We start from the raw sequence: 23,859 nt of genomic DNA, 5'->3' as shown, positions 1-23,859 counted from the left end.
TCTCGAAGACCTCGCCATGGCCCTTCAGCCCGACCTGCGTAATAACTTGCCTCTGGACAGCCTGAATTTCTTCCTCGCAGACGTCCGCGACGGGCTTGGCCCGTACCTGGCGATTTACTTGCTGGCCGTGCACCACTGGGACCCCGCCAGCATCGGTGTGGTCATGACCCTGGCGGGCATTGCCGGGCTGGTCACCCAAGGCCCGGCCGGCGCGCTGATCGACCGTACGCGCAGCAAGCGCGCGGTGGTGGTGGTGGCCGCGATCCTCGTCACCGCCAGTTGCCTGATGCTGCCGTTTGTCAGCGCGTTCAGCTGGGTGGCGTTGACCCAAGCTGCGAGTGCCGTTGCCGCCTCGGTATTTGCGCCGGCTATTTCAGCAATCTCGTTAGGCATTACCGGGCCGCGTGCCTTCACCCGCCGCACCGGGCGCAACGAAACCTTCAACCACGCGGGCAATGCCGTCGCGGCGTTACTCGCCGGTGGCCTGGCGTACCTGTACGGCCCGGTGGTGGTGTTTTACTTGATGGCGTTTATGGCGCTGGCAAGTATCGTCGCGGTCAGTTGCGTGCCGGCCAAGGCGATTGACCATGAAGTTGCACGCGGCTTCGACCCGGCGCACAGCAGCGATCACGAGCAACCGTCCGGCGTGAAGGCGTTGCTGGGTAACCGCCCACTGTTGTTGTTCGCCATTTGCTGCGCCTTGTTCCACCTGGCCAATGCCGCGATGCTGCCGCTGGTCAGCCAGAAGTTATCGCAAATTAACCTGCACATGGCCACGCCGCTGACGTCGGCGTGCATCGTTGCCGCACAATTGGTGATGGTGCCGATGGCCTGGCTGGTGGGGCTCAAGGCCGACGTGTGGGGGCGCAAGCCGCTGCTGCTGGCCGGTTTCATGATTCTGCCGCTGCGGGGCGTGCTGTATACCGTGTCCAACGACCCCTATTGGCTGGTCGCCGTGCAAATGCTCGACGGCATCGGCGCGGGGATTTTCGGCGCGCTGTTCCCGGTCATCGTCAAGGACCTGACCCAAGGCACCGGCCGCTTCAACGTCAGCCTTGGCGCGCTGTCGACGGTATTTGGCCTCGGCGCGGCACTGAGTAACAGCCTGGCCGGGTTTGTGGTGCAACAGGCCGGCTACAACGCAGCTTTCCTGACGCTGGCGGCGGTCGCGGCCGTGGCCCTGGCGTTGTTATGGCTGGCCATGCCGGAGACGCTGGCAAAACCATCCCTCGCTCGCCATACAACTGTCGCCTGACATATGCGACAATGCGCGCCAAATTCCAACACACATTCAAAATTTTCTGCTCAGCGACCGGGTTTCGCGCCTTGATGTCGCTGTTGACGCATGCCTGAAGGCTCCTGCCGCCACGCTCGCAACTCATTGATAGGTAAAGTAATTGATCTCCACAGCTAACATCACCATGCAGTTCGGCGCCAAGCCGCTCTTCGAGAACGTCTCGGTCAAGTTCGGCGCCGGTAACCGTTATGGTTTGATCGGTGCCAACGGTTGCGGCAAGTCGACCTTCATGAAAATCCTTGGCGGCGACCTCGACCCGTCCGGCGGACAGGTCATGCTGGAGCCGAATGTGCGCCTGGGTAAACTGCGCCAGGACCAGTTCGCCTACGAAGAATTCACCGTGCTCGACACCGTGATCATGGGCCACGAGGAGCTGTGGAAGGTCAAGGCCGAGCGCGATCGTATCTACTCGCTGCCGGAAATGAGCGAAGACGACGGCATGGCCGTGGCCGAGCTGGAAACCGAGTTCGCCGAGATGGACGGCTACACCGCCGAATCGCGTGCCGGTGAACTGCTGTTGGGCCTGGGTATTCCGCTGGAACAACATTTCGGCCCGATGAGCGAAGTGTCGCCCGGCTGGAAACTGCGTGTATTGCTGGCGCAGGCGTTGTTCTCCGACCCGGAAGTGCTGCTGCTCGACGAACCGACCAACCACTTGGACATCAACACCATTCGCTGGCTGGAAAACATCCTGACCCAGCGCTCCAGCCTGATGATCATCATCTCTCACGACCGTCACTTCCTGAACAGCGTGTGCACCCACATGGCTGACCTGGACTACGGCGAGCTGCGCCTGTTCCCGGGCAACTACGACGAGTACATGACCGTGGCGACCCAGTCCCGCGAGCAACTGCTGTCGGACAACGCCAAGAAGAAAGCGCAAATCTCCGAGCTGCAATCGTTTGTCAGCCGCTTCTCGGCCAACGCCTCGAAAGCCAAGCAGGCCACTTCGCGTGCCAAGGCGATCGACAAGATTCAACTGGCCGAGGTCAAGCCTTCGAGCCGTGTGAGCCCGTTCATCCGTTTCGAGCAAACCAAAAAGCTGCACCGTCAGGCGGTTATCGTCGACCGTATGGCCAAAGGCTTCGACGGCAAGCCGCTGTTCAAGGACTTCAGCTTCCAGGTTGAAGCCGGCGAGCGCGTGGCGATCATCGGCCCTAACGGTATCGGCAAAACCACCCTGCTGCGCACGCTGGTCAACGAACTGACGCCGGACGCCGGCAGCATCAAGTGGACCGACGCCGCAGAGCTGGGCTACTACGCCCAGGACCACGCCTCCGACTTCGAAGACGACATGAGCCTGTTCGACTGGATGGGCCAGTGGACCCAAGGCGAGCAAGTGATTCGCGGCACGTTGGGGCGGATGCTGTTCTCCAACGACGAAATTCTCAAGTCGGTCAAAGTGATTTCCGGTGGTGAGCAAGGCCGTATGTTGTTCGGCAAGCTGATCCTGCAAAAGCCGAACGTGCTGATCATGGACGAACCGACCAACCACTTGGACATGGAATCCATCGAAGCGCTGAACCTGGCGCTGGAAAACTACCCGGGCACGCTGATCTTCGTCAGCCACGACCGTGAGTTCGTATCGTCCCTGGCCACCCGCATTATCGAGTTGAGCGCCAACGGCGTGATCGACTTCAGCGGCACCTACGATGACTACCTGCGCAGCCAAGGCGTGGTGTTCTAAATAGCGCCAGCTCTGTGGCGAGCGGGCCTGTGTGGGAGCGGGCTTGCTCGCGATGGGCTGCGCAGCGGCCCTAAAACCGGACACCGCGTTTTGCCTGGCAGAACGCGGTGTTTTTTTTGGGGCCGCTGCGCAGCCCAGCGCGAGCAAGCCCGCTCGCCACAGGAAGCCCTGTCGCCATAGAAGCCTGCTCGCTACATAAGCCCGGCACACCACAACAATCCCGAGCTCCCCACTCGCCAAAGTAGTTAGCCTGCTTCCTTTTCCCCCAAGCCCTTGCCATCATGCGTTCACCGCCCGCCCGCGAATAAGTGACCATGCCTGCCACCGCCCCCAGCTCACTGTCGATCACCCTGCAGATCGTCTCCATCGTTTTTTATACCTTCATCGCCTTCATCTGCATCGGCCTGCCGATTGCGGTAATCCCTGGCTATGTGCATGAACAACTGGGGTTCAGCGCGGTGGTAGCCGGTGTCACCATCGGCTCGCAATACCTGGCCACCCTGCTCAGCCGTCCCATGGCCGGGCGCATGTCGGACAACGTGGGCACCAAACGCGCGATTGTGCTGGGCCTGGCCGGTATTCTCGTCAGTGGCGTGCTCACGTTGCTTGCGACGTTGGTTGAAAGCCTGCCCGCGTTGAGCTTGGGCATTCTGATCGTCGGCAGGCTGCTGCTCGGCGTGGCGCAAGGGCTGATCGGCGTGGGCACCATCAGTTGGTGCATGGGCGCGGTGGGTGCCGAACACACCGCACGCTCAATTTCGTGGAATGGCATCGCCTCCTACGGCGCCATTGCGATTGGCGCGCCCTTGGGCGTGGTGATGGTGGCCGAGTTTGGCTACACCAGCCTCGGCATTGCGCTGTCGGTATTGGCGGCGCTGGGTTTGTTGCTGATTCGGCATAAACCTTCGGTGCCGGTGGTGCGCGGCGAGCGGCTGCCGTTCTGGGCGGTATTCGGGCGTATCGCACCGTTTGGCGCGAGCCTGTGCCTGGCGTCGATCGGCTACGGCACACTCACCACCTTTATCACGCTGTACTACCTGGATCGCGGTTGGGCGGGCGCGGCGTACTGCCTGACGGTATTTGGCGTGTGCTTTATTGTGTCGCGCCTGGTGTTTATTTCCGCTATCAGCCGTTTTGGTGGGTTCAGCGCGGCGATTGCCTGCATGACCATCGAAACCCTCGGCCTGACGCTGCTGTGGCTGGCACCGTCCACCGGCGTCGCGTTGATGGGTGCGGGGCTGACTGGCTTCGGCTTGTCACTGGTGTACCCGGCATTGGGCGTTGAAGCCATCAAGCAAGTGCCCAATAGCAGCCGTGGCGCCGGGCTAAGTGCTTACGCGGTGTTTTTTGACTTGGCCCTGGCGATTGCCGGGCCGTTGATGGGCGCCGTGGCACTGAACCTCGGCTATGGCTGGATCTTCTTTTGCGCCAGCCTGCTGTCGGTCGCGGCGCTGGGCCTGACGCTGCTGCTCAAGCGCCGCGTTTACTGATCAGCGGTCTGCAACCCCGCGCGGGTCGACTTGCCAAGGGTGTGCACGAAAAAACGCCCCGCCTCGGAAATCAGGTCGCGGTGGATGCCTTCGCGGTCGACACCGTCGGCATCCGTGCAAATCGCCGGCATTGCCATCAATTGATCATCGTCACACGGCGCCATGAACACGAAGTGCCCTGCCCCGGCCAACAACTTGAAGTCCGGCGGCTCCGGCAGTTTGCGCGCCAGCGCTGCGGCGTTCTTGTCGACGGCCACCAGTTTGTCGCCATCGCCGCTGTAAAGCAGCACCGGCACGTGCACGTCGGCCAGCGTGTGGCGACCGAACATCAGGCTCAGTGGCGCCATCAGCATCAACGCGTGGATGCGCGGGTCGGCCTGCGGCTGCAGGTCGTCGCGGTCGACCACCAGCTCGCCTTTGGTGGTGCAGGCATCGTGGTCTTCCGGGCGTTCCTGGCAATAACGGCGCAGTCGGTCGAAGTCGGGCTTGGCGCCCGCCAGGATCAGCGCGGTTTCGCCGCCAGCGGAATAACCGATAACCCCCACCTGGTCGACGTTGACGAACGGCGACAGCATCGGGTCGCCCAACGTGGCGGTGATCGCTTCGGAAATCTGGATTGGCCGGCCATACAAGTTGCTCACGGTGCCGAGGCGGCTGTGATCCTTGTAGTTATCGCCGGGGTGCAACACCGCAACTACCACAAACCCCTTGCGGGCCAGCGAGGTGGCCAAGTCGTGCAGGGCCAGCGGCGTGCCTGTGTTGCCATGCGACAGCAGCAACATCGGGAATCGGCCGATGGCGACCTTGGAGTCTTCGGCGGCGGCAACGTGGTACGCGCCTATTTGCGTGGCCTGCTCAGCGTCGGTCGAGGGGTAAAACGCGATGGCTTTCATCGGCTGCGAATCCAGCGGGTCGAGAAAAGTCATGCGATGAAAGCCCACACTCCAATGTGGGTGCGGCGCAGAGGCGGCCTGCACTGAAATCAGGCCAGCGAACAGGGAAAGAACCAAAACGGCACAAAGACGCATCATGGGGATGTCCACCTTTGCTGCGCAATCACGTCAACACCCGCGGCATGTCTGTTTGAAAAGTCCATAGTTCAAGGCGCTCAAGCCGGGTGATAAACCCATACGTGCATAACCTGGGCCAAAGTAGTGACAGCGGGTAAACGAAAAAACTCCATACTCCGGTCGTTTTCAGGCGACCAGAATACAGAGTTTAGGCGCCCGGCTTCAGATTGAAACCGGTCAAAGGCGAAATTTACACAAGCCTTACGCGGCGGCGAACAATTGCTCGTTGATCGCTGTGTTGGCATCGCTCAACGCCTTGCTGCGCACTTCTTCACCGTAAGCCAAGCCTTGCGCGCGGACAAACTCGATGTCAGTGATGCCGAGGAAGCCGAATACCAGCTTCAAATAGTCTTCATGGCCGACGTTGCTCGCCTGGCCGGCGTGCAGGCCACCGGCGGTGGAGACGATGATCAGCTTTTTGCCACCGCACAGGCCTTCAGGGCCGGCTTCGGTGTAACGGAACGTCTGGCCAGCCACCGCGATGCGGTCGATCCAGGCCTTGAGCTGCGAAGGCACCGAAAAGTTGTACATCGGCGCGCCAATCACGACGGCGTCGGCAGCGATAAATTCAGCCAGCGACGATGCGCTCAGCTCAGCTTCGTGCTGTTGTACCGCGTCACGCAGTTCGGCAGCCGTGCCCAGCGCGCCGAGGGTCAGGCCGGAAAAGTGGCTGATGCCTTCGCTCGCCAGGTCACGGTAAGTCACTTGCACGCCCGGTTGTGCTGTTTGCCATGCCTTGACCACCGCAGCGCTGAGCTGACGCGATGCCGAGTTGTCGCCGAGAATGCTGGAATCGATATGCAACAGTTTCATGCGGGATCTCCAAGTGAGGATCGCGACGAGGCGATCGAATGAGGTTAATCCTACAGGTGAAGCGAATGCTCGATTAGAGGGCGCAATTGTGACTGTTCGTTCTATCAGCAGGACAATGCGCAACCCGCCCCGCGCGGCCCCATGCAGTGACTGCACAAGGCTGATAATCCCCACCGGTTTTGTCGGAAAAACCCGTTCCAAATGGAACTCTCAAAGATTCTATTTTCAAAGTTTGATAACGTATCGCCGACTTTTTGGAGCGAATGAAATTGGCGACCTAAAGCTAAGCAGGCCTCCGCCAACCGCTTCTGACGCCTTAAAGAGGAAAGGATTTTGAGCCCCACCGACACCGCACAAGCGCTTCTGGCCGCTATCGATAACTGTGCCCGCGAACCCATCAGAACGCCAGGCAGCATCCAGCCTCAAGGGTTTCTGTTGGTGATTGAAGAAGCCACGATGAGCATCATCCAGGCCAGCGCCAACGTTGCCGAGTGGGTCGGCATTGAGGTGGCCGAGCTGCTCGGCACCCCGTTCGACGAGCTGGTGAGCCATGGCTCTGCGTTTGTCGACCAACTCAGTGAGCTTGACGAAGACCAGTTGCAAGCGTTCCACGTGGGTGACGCAAGGATTCTCAAGGGCGACAAGCAGGGCATGCTGGTCGCGATGATGCTGCACCGAAACGACGGCGTGCTGATTGCAGAATTTGAGCCCGCCAGCGATGTGGCTGTTGGGCACGGCCGTCTGTATCCGCTGATTCGCGCGTTTATCAGCCAAATGCGTGAAGACGAAGGCATTGATGAGCTGTGCCTGCGCGCCGTCGGGTTTATCAAACGCATCACCGGCTACGGACGTGTCAACGCGTACCGCTTCGATGCCGCGGGCAACGGCGTGGTCAACGCGGAGTTGGCGGATGAAGGCTTTGACCGGTATTACGGCCTGTGCTTCCCGGCCTCTGATATTCCGCAGCAAGCGCGTGATCTTTATTGCGCCAACCGCATCAGGATCATCGCGGACGTCGACTACACGCCCTCCCCGATCGTGCCCGCTGAAAACCCGAAAACCGGCCTGCCACTGGACCTCAGTTACGCCACGCTGCGCAGTGTTTCGCCGGTGCACCTGCACTACATGCGCAACATGGGCACCGGTGCGTCCATGTCTATCTCAATCGTGATGGACGGCACGTTGTGGGGGCTGATTTCCTGCCACAACACCCTGCCACGCGCCGTCAGCTTTCAATCACGCACGGCCTGCGAGTTATTGGGCCGTGTGCTGTCGTTGCAGCTGGAGACCAAATCTGCGCATTTGCGCGCCCACAAGTTGCTCAGCCTGCGCAAGCAAATCGTGCAAATGCTGGCCGCGATGGCCGACCACGACAGCGTGTTAAAGGGCATTCGAGCCGTGCCTGAAGTATTTTTGGGCTTTGTCGGTGCCTCGGGCGCGGCGGTGGTTTCCGACACCGAATGCGACCTGTATGGCATCACCCCGACTGAAAGTCAGGTGATGGCGCTGACCACTTGGCTGGATGAACGCGGCGGCTCCCACCTGTTCTCCAGCGACAATGTGGGGCGCGATATTCCTCATCTGCCCGGCATTGCCAAGTCGGTGGGCGGGCTGCTGTCGGTGTCGATCTCGGAGGTCCATTCCAGCTACATCATTTGGTTTAAACCGGAACAAGTCCAAATCGTCAATTGGGCGGGCAAACCTCAAAAGCGGGTTGAGGATAACGGCCAACTTTCACCCCGCCAGAGCTTTGCCATGTGGCAAGAGACGGTCGAGGGTTTCTCCACGCCATGGGACAACAGTGAAATCGAAGGCGTGTCGGAACTGCGCCTGGCCGTGCTTGGCATCGTCTTGCGCAAGGCTGAAGAACTCGCGCAGCTGGCGAATGAGTTGAAACGCTCGAACAAAGAGCTGGAAGCGTTCTCGTACAGCGTTTCGCACGACCTGCGCGCGCCGCTGCGCCACATTGCAGGCTATGCGGAGCTGCTTGGCGACATGGAACAAGGCAACCTGACGGAGCGCGGGCAGCGCTTTTTGGGCACGATTGGCGAGTCGGCAAAGTTTGCCGGCACGCTGGTCGACAACCTTTTAAGCTTTTCCCAGATGGGCCGTTCGGCCATGCGGCTAAGCGAGGTCAACCTTGCCGCGATGATCGAATCGATTCAACGCGAGATGAAACCGGAATACGAGGACCGCACGATTGAATGGCGCGTGCTCGATTTGCCGGTCATCGTCGCCGACCCGGCTTTTCTGCATTTAGCGCTGCGCAACCTGGTGTCCAACGCCATCAAGTACACGCGCAATGAGCCTGTGGCGGTGATTCAGATCGAAGCCGTCAACGCATCGGACCATGTGATGGTGAGCATTAAAGACAACGGGGTCGGGTTCGATATGAAATATGCCGACAAGCTGTTCGGCGTGTTCCAGCGCCTGCACCGCATGGACGAATTTGAAGGAACCGGCATCGGCCTGGCAAACGTGAGGCGCATCGTCGAACGTCATGGCGGTACGGTCACAGCGCAAGGCAGCCTGAATCAAGGCGCGACGTTTTCTTTTTCGTTGCCAAAAAAACACCTTAGCCCTTTGGGCTGAAAAAACCGAGATAAAGCCATGCTTAAACCGATATTACTGGTAGAAGACGACCCCAACGACTTGGAACTGACGCTGGTTGCGCTGGAGCGCAGCCAGCTTGCGAACGAAGTGATCGTGGTGCGTGACGGCGCGCAGGCGCTGGACTACCTGTTCAAGCGCGACACATTCGCCGACCGCGCCGACGGCAACCCTGCGGTTCTTTTGCTCGACCTTAAACTGCCCAAAGTTGATGGCTTGCAAGTGCTCGAAGCGATTCGCGCCACCGAAGCGCTGCGCAGCATCCCCGTGGTGATGCTGACCTCCTCCCGGGAAGAGCCCGACCTCTCGCGCGCTTATCAGTTGGGAGTGAATGCCTACGTGGTCAAACCCGTGGAATTCAAGGAGTTTGTCGGGGCCATTTCTGACTTGGGTATCTTCTGGGCTGTCTTGAACGAACCCCCACCGGGATCTGTCAGAGCGGTACGCCGCCCAAATTCCTGATAGCGCTACATTTAAGAACAGCTCATTTCCATGTCCGTGAACACGATCAAAATACTCCTGGTAGAAGACAGCCCTCACGACGCGGAGCTGACCATTCTGGCACTGGAAGCCAGTGGATTCGTGGTTGATTCCTCGCTGGTTCACAACCATGCGCAAGCGGAGCAAGCGCTTCGTTCGGGTGTATTTGATGTGGTGCTGTGCGATTACCTGCTGCCGGGGTCATCCGGTGCAGAGGTGTTGCGCATCGCCCAGCAGCTCGCGCCAAAAACGCCGTTCATTTTTTTATCGGGCATGTTTGGCGAGCAGCAAGCTGTAGAAATGATTCGCCTGGGCGCCGTCGATTATGTTCTGAAGCAGAACATGAAGATGCTCCCCAAGGCCGTCAGACGCGCTGTGCTTGAGGTTCGAGAGCGCGAGCAACGGCTCAAGGCCGAGGCGGCACTGCAGGAAGTAGAGGTGCGCGCACGCCTGGCCATCGAAGCGGCAATGATGGGCGTTTGGGAACTCGACCTGGTCTCGGGCCGGTTGCTGTGGGACGAGCGTTGCAAAGCGTTATATGAATTGCCGCCCACCCTGAATATAGATTTGGACTACTTTTTTAGTCGCTGCCACCCCGATGACCGCCCTAACGTCGAGAAAAACGTTCAGGAAGCAATCACCTTTCAAAAAAACTACCAGGTTGAGTACCGCATAGTGCTGCCCGGCAACCGGGAACGCTGGGTTTTCGCCAACGGCAGATCGGTGTTCGAACACGGAAAGTGCGTGCGCTTCACCGGCGTCGTGCAAGACATCAGTGAACGCAAGCGTGCGACCAAAGAGCTGGTCGAACGCAATGAAGAACTGGGTCAACGCGTTGAGCAGCGAACGCGCGAGCGAGACCGCACGTGGGAGTTGTCCCGAGAATTGCTGGCAGTCTTGCGCTTTGACATGACGCCCATCGCGATCAACCCCGCATGGCGGTCTGCACTCGGTTGGTCTGACACGCAGATCAACGACATGCGCCTGTGGGAGCTGATCCATCCCGAAGACCTTGAGGCCACGGTAAAAGAGACCGAGAACATCGCGCGCGGGCACATCTCGACGCGCTTTGTGAACCGCATGCGTCACGTCTCGGGCGGCTATCGCTGGTTGTCGTGGACGATAGTGCCCGAGAACGGGCTGATGTATGCAGCGGTGCGTGACATCACCGATGAGCGCGCCGTTGTCGAAGAACTCGCCGCGGCCAACCAAAGGCTGCGTGACCAGATTAAAGAGCGAGAGCGCGTTGAAGCGGCATTACAGCAACTGCAACGACTCGAAGTCGTTGGCCAGCTTACCGCCGGTGTTGCGCATGACTTCAACAACCTGTTGACGGTCATTCTGACCAGCACGACGTTTGCCATTCGCGACATTGAAAAGGGCACCTTGGCCAAAACCATCAATCGTCTGAGCCACGTAAAAGAAGCCGGCGAGCGTGGCGCCAAGCTCACGGCGCAGTTGCTGTCGTTCTCGCGGCGCCAACGCCTGGTGCCTGTGGTGATCAATTTAAATGACGTGATCCGGGGCATGGGCAGCCTGATCGCCAGGGCGCTGGGTGCAAAAAACTCTATCCGCTATGAGTTGGCGCCGGACCTGCGCAATGCCATGGGCGACCCTACGCAAACAGAAATGATCATTCTCAACCTGGCGATCAACGCGCGAGATGCCATGCCTGCGGGCGGCACCATTACCTTTTCGACGGCGAACCTCAGCGTCGACCGCCCGCCGCTACACCCTGAGGACCCTGAACCCGGGGTATACGCCGTGCTGACCATCAGCGACACCGGCAGCGGCATGCACGCGGACACGTTACGCAAGGCGTTTGAGCCGTTCTTCACCACCAAAGAAGTCGGCAAAGGTTCAGGCTTGGGACTTGCTCAGGTGTTCGGGTTTGCCAAGCAGTCTGGCGGCGGCGTCAATATTGAGTCGGCGATGGGCGTGGGTACCTCGGTCAGGGTCTACTTGCCCAGCGTAGAGGAATCCCAACACGCGCCAGAACCGCTGATGCCGAGCCCCTCGCCTAAGGTCATTGCCGGCAGTAAAACCGTTTTGCTGGTGGATGATGACTCAGCCGTCAGGGCGGTCACCTCTCAAATGCTTGAGTCACTGGGTTACAACGTAGTCGAAGCCTGCGACGGCGTGCAGGCGCTGGAAAAGATTGATTCTGTGATTGATGCGGTGGTCACTGACTTTGCGATGCCTGGCATGACCGGCGGCGAGTTGGCCTCGACCATTCGCCAGACGCGCCCCACGATGCCGATTGTTTTCGTCACAGGCTACGCAGACGTCGATGTGCTGGGGCTGCAAACGGCCACGGTGATTCAAAAGCCGTTTGATGAAAAAATGCTTCAGGACCGACTGATCATGGCGCTTAGCAACACTGGCATCTGAGCTGCGAGCACTACCGGGCACTGCGCCTTTGACGAATCGCTCGCCCCCATGGGACTACCGTGGGCGGATGGCAGATTCATAATCTCTCTGTAATATGGGCGACTGTACGTTTCCCTAGGTTCGGTTTTCATGCATCAGTTGCTTGAGCAGCTTCTCAATCGTGCGCTCGATGTCATGTCATCCGGCTCACCTGCCGTGCCCCTGCTGGGGGAACTCGCGAGTTTGCTGCAGGGTAATCTGCCGGGCTGCGTGGTGGGCATTAACGTGCTCGACAAGCCCGGCCGAACGTTCCGCCATTCAATTTTCCCCAACCTGCCCGATGAGTTCGCGCGCGAACTGGAAGGCAATGTCATCACCGGAAAAAGAGGCTCGTGCGGGCTGGGCGTGCTGACCGGCCAAATAGTCAACGTGCCTGACGTGGCTAATGACGAGCGCTTTTCGGATGAATGGAAAGCCCTGTTTGCGCAGTATGGATTAGCGTCCCTGGTCTCCATACCCGCATTGAGCGCAGACGGCGAGGCGCATGGCAGCCTGGCGATCATTCATCCTCACGCCGCACCGCTTGCGCCTGAACAGATCAATGACTTGAAACCGGTCGCCGCACTCTGCGCAAAAATCTGCGCGTACAGCAGAACGCGTGAAACCACGCAGTTCTTGCTGGGTGAGCTTGAGCACCGTATTCGAAACCTCTATATGACCGTGGGTGGTTTGGCCAACCTGACCATCAAAAGCTACCCGGACCCGGGTAAATTTCGCAGCGTCTTCGGCGAACGCCTGACCCTGATGCACCGCGCCCACTCACTCGCGTTCAGCGAGCGTGAAATGGGCCTGGCGCAGTTGATAAATGAAATGCTCGCGCCGTATACCCAAGACTATGCCATCAGCATCAACGGGCCAGACATCAACCTCACCCCGGACGCCGCGTGTGCGTTGGCGTTGGCCATCAATGAGCTGGGCACGAACGCGTCGAAATATGGCGCACTGTCCAAGGCCGGCGGCATGCTCACGGTGAACTGGAACATCGTGGCGATGGACGAATCAGGCGCTGGCACAGCCTTCAAACTTCAATGGACCGAACGCAGCGGCCCAACCGTTCTGCCACCCACACGCCAGGGCTATGGAACACGGATGATAAGCGGCACGCTGAGTAACGCATTTGATGGGCGTGCGCTGTTTTCCTTCGAGCAGGAAGGGTTGAGTTGCGAGATCTCTGCGCCGTTTTCTGCAAAGCTCAGCAGCGAACATTCCCGCCTCCGCAACTGACTGAGGTGAACAATGCAAGGTAACGTCTTTAAGGTAATCGGCCTGCTACTGGCCTTGTGCACTGCGCCGGTGGCGAAGGCTGAGGACACCCTGTTCGTGCATCCGGGGATGCTCAGTACGGAGGATGATTTTGCGCGTGCCAAAAGAATGATCAACGCCACAGTATCGCCTGCGATTGACAGTTGGAACCTGCTGAGAAAAAGCCGCTATGCAGCCGCCGACTACACACCCCGCCCGGTCGATAAAGTAGTGCGTGGCAACCCGTCATGGGGCAAAGACAATTACGCCCTGCTCTACCAGGACGCCGCCGCTGCTTACCAACTGGCTGTGCGCTGGAAAATCTCTGGAAATGTCGAATACGCGACGGCGGCCATTGCGGTGCTTGATGCGTGGGCAGGCACACTGACCGACGTGATCGGCACCAGCGATAAATACCTGGCGTCCGGCCTGTATGGGTATCAACTGGCCAACGCCGCAGAGATCATGCGAACTTACCCCGGCTGGACAAAATTCCCGGCGTTCAAACAGATGATGCTCAAGGTTTTTTACCCGATGAACCATGACTTCATTACCCAACATAATGGTTACGGCGAAGCGGGGCTGCATTACTGGGCCAATTGGGATTTGGCCAATCTTGCCTCGATGATGGCCATCGGCATCCTGACCGACCGCCACGACATTTATCAAGAATCGCTTGAGTATGTACGCCACGGAAAAGGCAACGGCGCCTTCAACCACGCCATGTGGGCCGTGTATCCCGGCACAGGAACCGACGTCGGCCTGGCTCAGGTTCAGGAAAGCGGCCGTGATCAGGGCCACTCCACGTTAGACATTGCGTTGATCGGAGTGATTTGCCAAATGGCCTGGAACCAAGGCGATGATCTATTCAGCGCTAACGACAATCTGGTATTGAAAGCCAGTGAATACGTTGCGAAGTACAATCTTTTCCATGATGTTCCGTGGACCCCCTACACCACCGCTAACGGCTCGGTACAGACTCAAATCTCGCCGGCAAGTCGCGGCAGTACCCGCCCGATATGGACGTTGATTTACAACCATTATGCGGGGATCAGCCACCTGCAAGCCCCTTACACCAAACAAATGATGGACAATTTCGGCCCTGAAGCCGGTGCCTATGGAACCACCAGCGGGGGTTTTGATCAGCTCGGTTACGGTTCGCTGCTGTTCAGCAACTACCTGGCATCCACGCCTCTAAAACACTAACGTTCACGCGCGGCGGGTAATTGATCGTCGAGCATCATTGGGTTCTGTTTGATGAAAACGCCGCGCCGACTCTGCCTTGTTTTGGGCGACCAATTGTCGTTTGACCTCGCCTCATTGCAAGACCTGGACGCCGAACACGATACGGTGCTGCTGGTCGAGGTCATGGAGGAAGCCAGCCACGTCCCTCATCACCCGCAAAAAATCGCCTTGATCTTCAGCGCCATGCGCCACTTCGCCGAGGCTTTGCGCCAACGCGGGGTCAACGTGCACTACGTCACACTCGACGATCCGCACAATAGCGGCTCGGTGGCGGGCGAACTGCAGCGCTGGCAGGCGCTGCTGGGGCCAGTTGAAATACACGCGACGGAATGCGGCGACTGGCGTCTGGAACATTCGCTCAAGCATTGTGGCGTGGCGATCGAGTGGCACAGCGACACACGTTTTCTGTGCACACGCGACGAATTCTCCAACTGGGCGCGAGGCAAAAAGCAGCTGCGCATGGAGTTTTTCTACCGCGAGATGCGTCGCAAGAGCGGGTTATTGCTCAATGGCGACGGCACCCCGGTCGGCGGCGCGTGGAACTTTGATGCCGAAAACCGCAAGGCATTGCCCAAAGGCGTGAGACCGCCCTCACCCGCGCGCTATGCCCCGGACGCCATCACCCAGGATGTACTCGCGTTGGTGGCCAAACATTTCAGCGGTCACTACGGCGCACTCGACACCTTCGACTACCCGGTTACCCACGCCGACGCTCAGGCGTTGTGGGCGTATTTTCTGGACTGGGGCCTGGCCGCCTTCGGCGATTATCAAGACGCCATGGCCAGCGACGAGCCGTTTCTGTTTCACGCCAGAATCAGCGCTGCGCTGAATATTGGCCTGCTGGACCTGCGCACGCTGTGCAGCGATGTGGAGGCGGCCTATTGGTCGGGCAATGTCGCACTGAATGCTGCCGAAGGCTTCATTCGCCAACTGATCGGCTGGCGCGAGTACGTGCGTGGCGTCTACTGGTTGAAAATGCCCGACTACGCCGACGGCAATGTGTTCGGCAATACGCGCGCGCTTCCCGAGTTTTACTGGACCGGCAAAACCCGCATGAACTGCATGCGCCAAGCCATCAACCAAAGCCTTGAGCACGCCTACGCTCACCATATTCAACGGCTGATGGTCACGGGTAACTTCGCCCTGCTTGCCGGCATCGCGCCGAGTCAAATCTGCGAGTGGTACCTGGCGATTTACATGGACGCTTTCGACTGGGTTGAGCTGCCCAATACCTTGGGCATGGTCATGCACGCCGACGGCGGTTATCTTGGCTCCAAGCCTTACTGTGCGAGCGGCCAGTACATCAAGCGGATGTCGGACTATTGCGGCGGGTGCGCCTACAAAGTGACTGAAAGTACCACCGACAATGCCTGCCCTTTCAACGCGCTTTATTGGCATTTTCTGATGCGGCACCGTGACCTGCTGCGCGGCAACCACCGGATGAGCATGCTGTACAAAAACCTCGATCGCATGGCTGAATCCAAACAGCAGGCGCTGTGGCACCGTGGCCAGGCATTGCTGGCAAAACTGGATGCGGGTGAGTCACTTTGAAAAAGGCCGAGCTGCCGGTCAAAACCTGCGCGACCTGCGGGCTGCCCTTCGCGTGGCGAAAAAAGTGGGCGCGCAGCTGGGACCAGGTACGCTATTGCTCAGAACGCTGCCGACGCAACAAGTCGGTCGCAGTGGACCCGGCATGAATCCGAAAAATAGGCTGATACGTTGAATATTCAGGTTTTGTTATGACCTTGTCAGATGGCACCGCGAGGAATCTGTCTGACCTCTATTATTTCGCCAAAGTCGTCGAAGCCGGTGGTTTCGCGGCGGCTGGCCGGCTACTCGGCATTCCCAAATCGCGGCTGTCGCGGCGCATTGCCGAACTCGAAGAACGCCTGGGCGCACGCCTGTTGCAACGCACCACCCGGCAACTGACCCTCACCGCGGTGGGCGAGCGCTACCTGCGCCACTGCCAGGCGATGTTGCTGGAAGCCGAAATGGCCGACGAGGCGGTGGCGAGTATGTCCAGCGAACCGCGCGGGCGGCTGCGGGTCAGTTGCCCGGTGGGCATGGGCCAGCACATGCTGCAGGAGATGGTCGCGGGGTTTCTCGCCGCCCACCCGCTGGTGCAACTGGAAATGATTTTGGTCAACCGCCGTGTCGACCTGGTGGCCGAAGGCATCGACGTGGCCCTGCGCGTGCGCGAGCTCGGCGATGAAGACCCGCTGCTGGTGACCAAGCGCCTGCGTCAGGCGCAGACCCTGCTGGTGGCAAGCCCTGAATTCCTGCAGGGCCGACAGGTCACTGCGCTGGCAGACCTCAAGCAATTGCCGATACTCGGTGCGCTCGAAGCCGACCGCCTGGTGCACCTGCGCCTGATCGACCCGCAAGGCCACAGCGAAGTCTTGATGATGGAAGCACGCTTGGGCATCGACGATTTCATCGTCCGCAAGGCCTGCGCCCTGAAAGGCCTGGGCTTTACGCTACTGCCGATGATGTACTGCGAAGCAGAATTGGCCAGCGGCGAGTTGGTACAACTGCTGCCGCAATGGTCGTCGCCGGGCGGTTGGTTGCAGGCGGTCTACCCGCACCGGCGTGGCGTGCTGCCGGCGATTCGGGCGTGGATCGACTATCTGGAAGAAGCCTTTAAAGGCTGCGGGGACCGTTTGTTATGAACATGACCGAGCAACAGGTGGCGGCCTTCTGCCTGAGCCTGCCCGGCGCGCGGGAAGACTACAAATGGGGCGGCGTGAGGGTGTTCTCGATCGCCGGCAACAAGATGTTTGCCCTGCAAAACCTGCGCGGCGAGTCGCTCGCGTTCAAGGTCGACAAAGAGTTGTTTCTGGGCCATGTAGACCGCCCGGGCATCCACCCGGCGCCTTACCTGGCACGGGCGCAGTGGGTGATCATGAACACGCCCTACCCGCTCGGCGCCGAAGAGCTGCGCAGCCTGTTGCAGCGCTCTCACCAACTGGTGGTGAGCAAACTGCCCAAACGCACGCAGATCGGCTTGCGCCTGGACGACTGATCACAAGGTGCCGCCGAGGAACAACTGGTCGAGCCAGAACACTTGGTGCAGCAACACAATCACCCAAAACAGCACCTGGTAAGACACCTTGCGCGTCTTGTGCCGCAGCACCTGCTGGGCGATCAATGCACCCGGCCAGCCGCCCGCCAGTTCCACGGCGTGCAGGATGTTTTCCGGGGTGCGCCGGCCTTCGGTTTGCGCCTTGCGCTTGTCGTTCCAGTACAGCAAAAACGCCAGCACACTGACCACCGCGTAAGCGGCGAGCGGCAAAACCGTCTCGCCGCTCTGCCACACCAATACCGAACCGGTCAGCGGTGCCGCGCACACCAACGCAAAGATCAGCGCCTTCAAGCGTGGCCGCTGAAGGGTCATGGTTTTACGGCGGTCCAGTCGATCCAGCCAAACTGCCAGGTCGCCAGGATCACCAGACCGAACGCAATCCGGTACCAGGCAAACGCTGCGTAGCTGTGGCTGGCAATAAACTTGAGCAAGGCCTTGACCGCAATCATCGCGAAGATGAACGAGGTGACAAAACCGATGGCGAAAACCGGCAGGTCATCGGGCTGGAACAGGTGACGGTACTTGTAACCCGAATACACCGCCGCGCCGACCATGGTCGGCATCGCGAGGAAGAACGAAAACTCGGTTGCGGTCTTGCGCGACAGGCCAAACAGCAAGCCGCCGATGATGGTTGCGCCGGAACGCGAGGTGCCCGGAATCATCGCCAGGCATTGGGCCAGGCCGACCTTGAGTGCGTCTTTCCAGGTAATGTCGTCCACGCTGTGTGCATGCACCGCATGTTCGCGGCGCTCGGCCCACAACATGATCACGCCACCGATCACCAACGCTGTGGCCACGGTGATCGGGTTGAACAGGTAGTGCTTGATCAGGTCGGCGAAAATCACCCCCAGCACCACGGCCGGCAGCACCGCGATGATCAGGTTGACGGTGAAGCGCTGGGCATTGCGCTGGGTTGGCAAGCCAATCACCACGTCGAAAATCTTGCGCCGAAACTCCCAGACGACGGCGAGGATCGCACCCAACTGGATAATGATGTTGAACGCTTCGAAGCGTTCGCCGCCGAAGCCGATCAAGTCGGCGACGATGATCTGGTGGCCGGTACTGGAGATCGGCAGGAACTCTGTCAGCCCCTCCACCACGCCAAGAATCAATGCCTGTATGGCGGTCCAAAAATCCATGCTTTCTCCAAAGGTCATGCCCATCGGCGTGCCTTGTTAGTCTTTTTTAAGGGTTCACCGACGACGAGCGCACTCAAGGCCCGGGGTTGATTCTCAACACCGGACTGCAAAATTTCCGTGAAAAATCAGCGAGTACTCAGGTTTTTCAATTTCAGGCCGAAAGCCTATCAGACACGCGGGAAATGTCGATGCAGCGCCCACAATTATAAAAAGCACGGAGTGACAGTACGATGAACAGTTTGCGCAGCATGTCGATCAGCCGCCGGCTCTGGCTGATCCTGGTAGTTGCCGTGTTGATGCTGCTGACCCTGGGGCTGCTGATGCTCAAACAGATCCATGGCGACCTCTACCAGGCCAAGCGTCAACAAACCCAGCACGTGGTGCAAACCGCCAGTGGCGTACTCACCTATTACCAGAACCTCGAAAAAACCGGCGTACTGACCCGCGAAGCGGCGCAGCAACAAGCCCTGAGCGCGGTGCGTGGCCTGCGCTACGACCATGACGACTATTTCTGGATCAACGACCTGACGCCCGTGATGATCATGCACGCGGCCAACCCCAAGCTCGACGGCCAGAACCTCTCGGCGATTCGTGACCCTGACGGTTTTGCGGTGTTCAACGAGTTTGTGATCCTGGCCAAGGCCAAGGGCGCCGGTATCGTCAACTATCGCTGGCCCAAACCTGGCGCCGACGCGCCGGTGGAGAAAACGTCGTATATCCAGTTGTTTGAGCCGTGGGGCTGGATTATCGGCTCCGGCGTGTACGTGGACGACGTGCAGGCCGAGTTCAAGGGCCAGGTGTGGAAAGCCTCGCTGATCGGCCTGGCTATTGCGCTGGTGATGGCCGCCTTGGTCATGCTGATCGCGCGCAGCATCGTCAACCCGTTGCAGGCGGCGGTGAACGCCATGGCCAACATCGCCAGCGGCGAAAGCGACCTGACCCGCAGCCTCGACACCCACGGGCACGACGAAATCAGCCAATTGTCTGTGCACTTCAACAGCTTTACCGCCAAGCTGCACCGCGTGGTCAGCCAATTGCAGACCTGCGCCAGCGCGCTTGGCCAGTCATCGACCGAGCTGGGCAACAGCGCCAGCCAGGCGCATGACCGCAGCCAGCAACAGTCGCAACAGATGGAACTGGTGGCGACCGCGGTCAACCAAGTCACCTACGGCGTGCAGGACGTGGCAAAAAACGCCGAACATGCCGCCAGCGAAATGCGCAATGCTCAGGCCCAGGCGCAACAGGGCCAAATCAATATCGACGGCAGCTTACAGCAGATCGACCAGCTCTCCAGCACCATCAGCCAAGCCGTGGAGGTGATCCGCACACTCTCCAGTGAAAGCACGCAGATTGGTGGCGTGCTGGAAGTGATTCGCTCCATTGCCGACCAGACCAACCTTTTGGCGCTCAACGCCGCTATCGAAGCCGCACGCGCGGGTGAACAAGGCCGTGGTTTTGCCGTGGTGGCGGATGAAGTGCGCTTGCTGGCCCAGCGTACGCAAAAATCAACCGCCGAAATCCAGGTGATGATCGAGCGCCTGCAAGGCCACTCCGAAGCGGCGGTCAAGGTGATCAGCGACAGCCACAGCGCCTCGCAGTTGACCATCGAACAAGCCGGCCAAGCCGGTGCCAGCCTCAATGCCATCGGCCAGGCGCTGCTCAACCTGAGCGGGCTGAACGCCTCGATCGCCAGCGCCACGCTGCAACAGGCGCACGTGGTGGAAGACATCAACCAGAACGTCACACAAGCCGCCGGGCTGTCCCACAGCACCGCGCTGGCCGCTGAACAGTCCAGCGTCGCGAGTGAGCATTTGCGTGGGTTGAGTGAACAGCTTGATGGGCTATTGCGGCTGTTCAAGGTTTAGGTCGCACTCGATCAAACTGTGGGAGCGGGCTTGCTCGCGATGGCGTCAACTCGGTATGCCTGATGGTCCGAGGTGCCTGCATCGCGAGCAAGCCCCACAAAAAGCCCTTTTGATCTGCTTCAACCACTCAGGTCGGCTTTCAGGCCGCCGTGCTTTTGCTTCTGATCTTGATCTTGATCTGAGAAGCGCCCCGTTAAACCACGATGGCCGCACGCAGGCTTCCGGATCTATCAAAAGTGACTCGGTGTAAAAGCGAAACCAATATAAGCCATAACCCAAATACCGGATGTATACCCAATCCAAAGAACACCCCGCGCCAGTTTGCTGCGCGACAGCGCAACACCAAATGCACTGGAGCCTCCCACCCCCCCTCAACTGTACGGATAAATCCGCGCTTAGCTGTAGGCCCGCAATCGGCGAAGGTTGTGGCTAGATGGGCTTCCCTTGAAGCCCTTTTGATCCCGGTCCCGCCACCATGAGTTCGCGCGAAAACACCGGCATGGCCCTCGGCCTGCTGGGCGTCATCATCTTCAGCCTCACCCTGCCCTTCACCCGCATCGTGGTGCAGGAAATGCACCCGCTGCTCAATGGCCTGGGCCGCGCGCTGTTGGCGGCAATCCCGGCGGCGGCGCTGTTGCTGTGGCGGCGTGAACGCTGGCCGACCTGGCGCCAGGTGCGCGGGTTGTGCCTGGTGATTGCCGGCGTGATCCTGGGCTTCCCGGTGTTGTCGGCGTGGGCCATGCAAACGTTGCCGGCGTCGCATGGCGCGCTGGTCAATGGCTTGCAACCACTGTGCGTGGCGCTGTATGCGGCGTGGTTGTCGCACGAGCGGCCGTCGAAAGCCTTTTGGGCCTGCGCGGCGCTGGGCAGTGCGTTGGTGTTGAGTTATGCGTTGATCAGCGGTGCCGGCAGTATCCAGGCGGGCGATTTGCTGATGCTCGGCGCGATTGCCGTGGGCGGTTTAGGCTATGCCGAAGGTGGCCGGTTGGCCAAGGAGATGGGCGGCTGGCAAGTGATTTGCTGGGCACTGGTGCTGTCGACACCGGTGTTGATCGGCCCCGTGTGGTACTTGGCGGCGCAGCATCAAGGTGCGATTTCGATGCGTGCCTGGTGGGCGTTCGGCTATGTGTCATTGTTCTCGCAGTTTCTGGGGTTCTTTGCCTGGTACGCCGGGTTGGCCATGGGCGGGATCGCCCGGGTCAGCCAGATCCAGCTGTTGCAGATATTCTTCACCATCGCGTTTTCAGCGTTGTTTTTTGGTGAGCATATCGAGCCGATTACCTGGCTGTTTGCCGGTGGCGTCATCGTGACAGTGATGCTTGGGCGCAAGACTGCGGTGCAGCCTGCGCCCGTGCTGAAGGTCAACACTGCCTGATGTGGGAGCAGGTGTTCAGTTCAGATACGGCCTGAGCTCTTGAAGTTCTACAACACACAGCTCAAGTTTGCCGCGGAACCTGGCGAGTTCAATGTACAGATAGGGCTGGACTTCCAGGCGGTGCAGCAGCAGACCTTCGAGTTGCTGTAATACGTGCAGCCCCCTCTCGCCAAAGAGGGGGCTTGCGCACTGGGCGACCTTAGCCAGTAAAAAGTTAACTTTCACACCTCGCTACAAGCCAAGTCCTACATCATTTCCCCGGCACATTCACACACCCTGTGAGCCCAATTTTTTTACAGGTGTGCGGACAATGTCGCCCACGAAAACTACCCGAGCCGCAGTTAGCAACGCGCCCGCTCAATCATCTTTCAAGCGAAACGCCATCGCGTTTTGTGTACTCGGTTGCCTGTCGGGCATGCCTGTGCAAGCCGCACGTTATGTCGAACAAGGCCGGCTGCACGATGCCGCCAGTTGGCGCAGTGAAGAGTTCAAGAATAACTGGGGGCTGGGCGCAATCGGCGCCGATTACGCTTATGCAAGAGGGTTGAGTGGCGCCGGGGTTAGAATGGGCGTTTACGACTCCGGCACCGATTTGCGCCATAGCGAGTTTGCGGGAAAACCCAATGACGGCGTGCTCATGGCTGACACTGGCTGCATGAGTGGAACCGTGCTGGAAAAAGGCTGCTTCTACACCGTAGGTGATCGCGCTGCGGTAACCCTTATAGACTCATTGCCACCTGAAGCATTGGCGAGCCTTGAAGAACTTATTGCCGACGGCATTCTCACCAGAGCGGAACTTGATAATTATCTCGCGGTTGTAGGCGCTAACTATGACGCGCATGGCACTCACGTTGCAGGCACAGCACTCGCCAATCGTGATGGCAACGGCGTTCATGGAGTGGCTTACGCGGCCAACTTGAGTGCGGTGCGCAAGTACGGCAATACCTACCTGGCAGGCCCCATTTCCATCACAGATATAGTGCGTGCGCCTCTTCCTACAGCGGCAGCGGTAGACGTCGCCTATGCCCAATTGCACAGGCAGAATGTGCGTGTGGTCAATAATAGTTGGGGCAGTGCATTTTCTCCTGTGAATGAAACAGAGCTGGACATCGCGCTAGGCCAAACCGACACCTTCGTTTATGCAGAACTCAAAGCCATCGCAGACAACACTATCAAGTATGGGATGCTGCAAGTCTGGTCAGCAGGCAATGTAAGCGTGGCAAACGAATCCCCCCAAAAGGCACCCAATTCCGGACTTCATCCCAGCCTGCCACGTGCCATTGCAGAGCTGGAGCCCTATTGGTTAACGGCCGTCAACGTAAATAAAGACATGACCCTGGGTGATTACTCAAAACGCTGCGGCTTTAGCAAAGACTGGTGCCTGGCCGCACCCGGAACCGATATCAACTCGTCCTGGATTACAGGTTCAATACAAACCGAAAACCACAATGACCAAGACGGGAATGTCGACGGGTTCGCAGTGACAGGTGATACACCCCAGTTAGGCTATGCGTTAAGTTCCGGCAGCTCGATGGCCGCCCCCCACGTCGCCGGTGGTCTGGCGTTGTTGATGGAGCGCTTCCCCTACTTGAGCAACCCGCAAATCCGCGACGTGTTGCTCACCACCGCCACCGACCTCGGCGAACCAGGCATAGACGACATTTACGGCTGGGGGCTGATGAACCTGAAAAAAGCCATCGATGGGCCCGGCCAGTTAAGGGTTGATACCAGCGTCAACATGGACCGCCCCGCCGGCGGCGCAATCGTCTGGCAAGGCGGCGCCTGGGACGATTGGCGCAACGATATCGGTGGCCCGGGCCGTCTGGAAAAAAGCGGCATCGGCTGGCTGCGCCTGAGTGGCAACAACAGCTTCGCCGGGGCCACCATCAAGGAAGGCATTCTGGAGTTGGACGGGGCTAACCACCTCAAGGGCGACGTAAACCTTGAAGGCGGTGTTCTGCGCCTGAACGGTTCATTGGCCGTCGAGGGCGATTACACCCAAGCGGCCGGTTCAACCCTGATGACCGGGCTGGT

At 59.4% G+C, this 23,859-nt stretch carries 19 protein-coding genes and 1 pseudogene; 16 read left to right on the top strand and 4 right to left on the bottom strand.

All coding sequences use genetic code 11. The features are described from left to right. Positions 1-16: 16 nt before the first annotated feature. The 3 genes from ACOZK9_RS12620 to ACOZK9_RS12610 all read left to right on the top strand — a co-directional run bounded on the left by ACOZK9_RS12620 (position 17) and on the right by ACOZK9_RS12610 (position 4,474). Positions 17-1,255 (top strand): MFS transporter, encoded by a 1,239-nt coding sequence (locus ACOZK9_RS12620; RefSeq protein WP_421555940.1) that lies wholly within the window; start codon positions 17-19, stop codon positions 1,253-1,255. A 142-nt stretch (positions 1,256-1,397) separates the two neighbouring features. After that, a complete protein-coding gene (locus ACOZK9_RS12615; RefSeq protein WP_082649047.1) occupies positions 1,398-2,984 on the top strand; it encodes an ABC-F family ATPase in 1,587 nt (528 codons plus the stop codon). Between the two features lie 314 nt (positions 2,985-3,298). Next, entirely contained in the window at positions 3,299-4,474 is a 1,176-nt protein-coding gene (locus ACOZK9_RS12610) for an MFS transporter (protein ID WP_122250448.1), read from the top strand. Here ACOZK9_RS12610 and ACOZK9_RS12605 read toward each other — a convergent pair. Further along, positions 4,468-5,505 carry an alpha/beta hydrolase family protein gene (locus tag ACOZK9_RS12605; RefSeq protein ID WP_099236826.1) on the bottom strand — a complete coding sequence of 346 codons (1,038 nt, stop codon included), beginning with the start codon at positions 5,503-5,505 and terminating at the stop codon, positions 4,468-4,470. The genes ACOZK9_RS12610 and ACOZK9_RS12605 overlap by 7 nt on opposite strands. Positions 5,506-5,745: 240 nt before the next feature. Continuing rightward, positions 5,746-6,357, bottom strand: a complete 612-nt coding sequence (locus ACOZK9_RS12600) for an FMN-dependent NADH-azoreductase (protein ID WP_421555939.1) — start codon at positions 6,355-6,357, stop codon at positions 5,746-5,748. Between the two features lie 333 nt (positions 6,358-6,690). Here ACOZK9_RS12600 and ACOZK9_RS12595 point away from each other — a divergent pair, with 333 nt between their 5' ends. The 9 genes from ACOZK9_RS12595 (at position 6,691) to ACOZK9_RS12555 (ending at position 17,386) form a co-directional block, all read left to right on the top strand. Then, positions 6,691-8,949 (top strand): ATP-binding protein, encoded by a 2,259-nt coding sequence (locus ACOZK9_RS12595; protein ID WP_058413500.1) that lies wholly within the window; start codon positions 6,691-6,693, stop codon positions 8,947-8,949. Between the two features lie 18 nt (positions 8,950-8,967). Continuing rightward, positions 8,968-9,429: a response regulator gene (locus tag ACOZK9_RS12590; RefSeq protein ID WP_058413501.1), complete on the top strand. Its 462-nt coding sequence runs from the start codon at positions 8,968-8,970 to the stop codon at positions 9,427-9,429. A 30-nt stretch (positions 9,430-9,459) separates the two neighbouring features. Next, complete coding sequence (locus tag ACOZK9_RS12585; RefSeq protein WP_152749286.1) at positions 9,460-11,838, top strand: hybrid sensor histidine kinase/response regulator; 2,379 nt, start codon at positions 9,460-9,462, stop codon at positions 11,836-11,838. A 129-nt stretch (positions 11,839-11,967) separates the two neighbouring features. Next, positions 11,968-13,101: an HWE histidine kinase domain-containing protein gene (locus ACOZK9_RS12580; protein ID WP_421555938.1), complete on the top strand. Its 1,134-nt coding sequence runs from the start codon at positions 11,968-11,970 to the stop codon at positions 13,099-13,101. A gap of 12 nt (positions 13,102-13,113) precedes the next feature. Beyond that, positions 13,114-14,325 (top strand): alginate lyase family protein, encoded by a 1,212-nt coding sequence (locus ACOZK9_RS12575; RefSeq protein ID WP_421555937.1) that lies wholly within the window; start codon positions 13,114-13,116, stop codon positions 14,323-14,325. A gap of 51 nt (positions 14,326-14,376) precedes the next feature. Next, positions 14,377-15,915: a cryptochrome/photolyase family protein gene (locus tag ACOZK9_RS12570; protein ID WP_421555936.1), complete on the top strand. Its 1,539-nt coding sequence runs from the start codon at positions 14,377-14,379 to the stop codon at positions 15,913-15,915. After that, positions 15,912-16,061, top strand: a complete 150-nt coding sequence (locus ACOZK9_RS12565) for a DUF2256 domain-containing protein (RefSeq protein WP_082649048.1) — start codon at positions 15,912-15,914, stop codon at positions 16,059-16,061. Before ACOZK9_RS12570 ends, ACOZK9_RS12565 begins: the two co-directional genes overlap by 4 nt. Positions 16,062-16,103: 42 nt before the next feature. Next, on the top strand, positions 16,104-17,033 hold the full coding sequence (locus ACOZK9_RS12560; RefSeq protein ID WP_421555935.1) for a LysR substrate-binding domain-containing protein: 930 nt from the start codon (positions 16,104-16,106) through the stop codon (positions 17,031-17,033). Continuing rightward, the gene (locus tag ACOZK9_RS12555) at positions 17,030-17,386 is read left to right on the top strand and encodes an MmcQ/YjbR family DNA-binding protein (RefSeq protein WP_058413506.1); all 357 of its coding nucleotides are present in this window, start codon (positions 17,030-17,032) and stop codon (positions 17,384-17,386) included. The genes ACOZK9_RS12560 and ACOZK9_RS12555 overlap by 4 nt, the downstream gene beginning before the upstream one ends. Here the strand turns inward: ACOZK9_RS12555 and ACOZK9_RS12550 are convergent, their stop codons facing one another. Together ACOZK9_RS12550 and ACOZK9_RS12545 are read right to left on the bottom strand one after the other, a co-directional pair. Then, the gene (locus ACOZK9_RS12550) at positions 17,387-17,758 is read right to left on the bottom strand and encodes a DUF1294 domain-containing protein (RefSeq protein WP_421555934.1); all 372 of its coding nucleotides are present in this window, start codon (positions 17,756-17,758) and stop codon (positions 17,387-17,389) included. It abuts the gene before it with no gap. After that, positions 17,755-18,585: an undecaprenyl-diphosphate phosphatase gene (locus ACOZK9_RS12545; RefSeq protein ID WP_058413508.1), complete on the bottom strand. Its 831-nt coding sequence runs from the start codon at positions 18,583-18,585 to the stop codon at positions 17,755-17,757. The genes ACOZK9_RS12550 and ACOZK9_RS12545 overlap by 4 nt, the downstream gene beginning before the upstream one ends. Before the next feature lie 230 nt (positions 18,586-18,815). Here ACOZK9_RS12545 and ACOZK9_RS12540 point away from each other — a divergent pair, with 230 nt between their 5' ends. The 4 genes and pseudogenes from ACOZK9_RS12540 to ACOZK9_RS12525 form a co-directional block, all read left to right on the top strand. Next, positions 18,816-20,450: a methyl-accepting chemotaxis protein gene (locus ACOZK9_RS12540; protein WP_058413509.1), complete on the top strand. Its 1,635-nt coding sequence runs from the start codon at positions 18,816-18,818 to the stop codon at positions 20,448-20,450. Positions 20,451-20,925: 475 nt separating this feature from the next. Beyond that, positions 20,926-21,825, top strand: a complete 900-nt coding sequence (locus ACOZK9_RS12535) for a DMT family transporter (protein ID WP_152751789.1) — start codon at positions 20,926-20,928, stop codon at positions 21,823-21,825. Between the two features lie 39 nt (positions 21,826-21,864). Continuing rightward, positions 21,865-21,975, top strand: a pseudogene (locus ACOZK9_RS12530) (glycoside hydrolase family 3 C-terminal domain-containing protein); the annotation flags it as partial. Between the two features lie 160 nt (positions 21,976-22,135). After that, positions 22,136-23,859: S8 family serine peptidase (locus ACOZK9_RS12525; RefSeq protein WP_421555933.1), on the top strand; the 1,724-nt coding region annotated here is incomplete at its 3' end.

The organism is Pseudomonas kitaguniensis, assembly GCF_049199985.1.
GTDB classification, from domain to species: Bacteria; Pseudomonadota; Gammaproteobacteria; order Pseudomonadales; family Pseudomonadaceae; genus Aquipseudomonas; species Aquipseudomonas kitaguniensis.
This window is presented reverse-complemented; position numbering and strand designations above follow the sequence as displayed.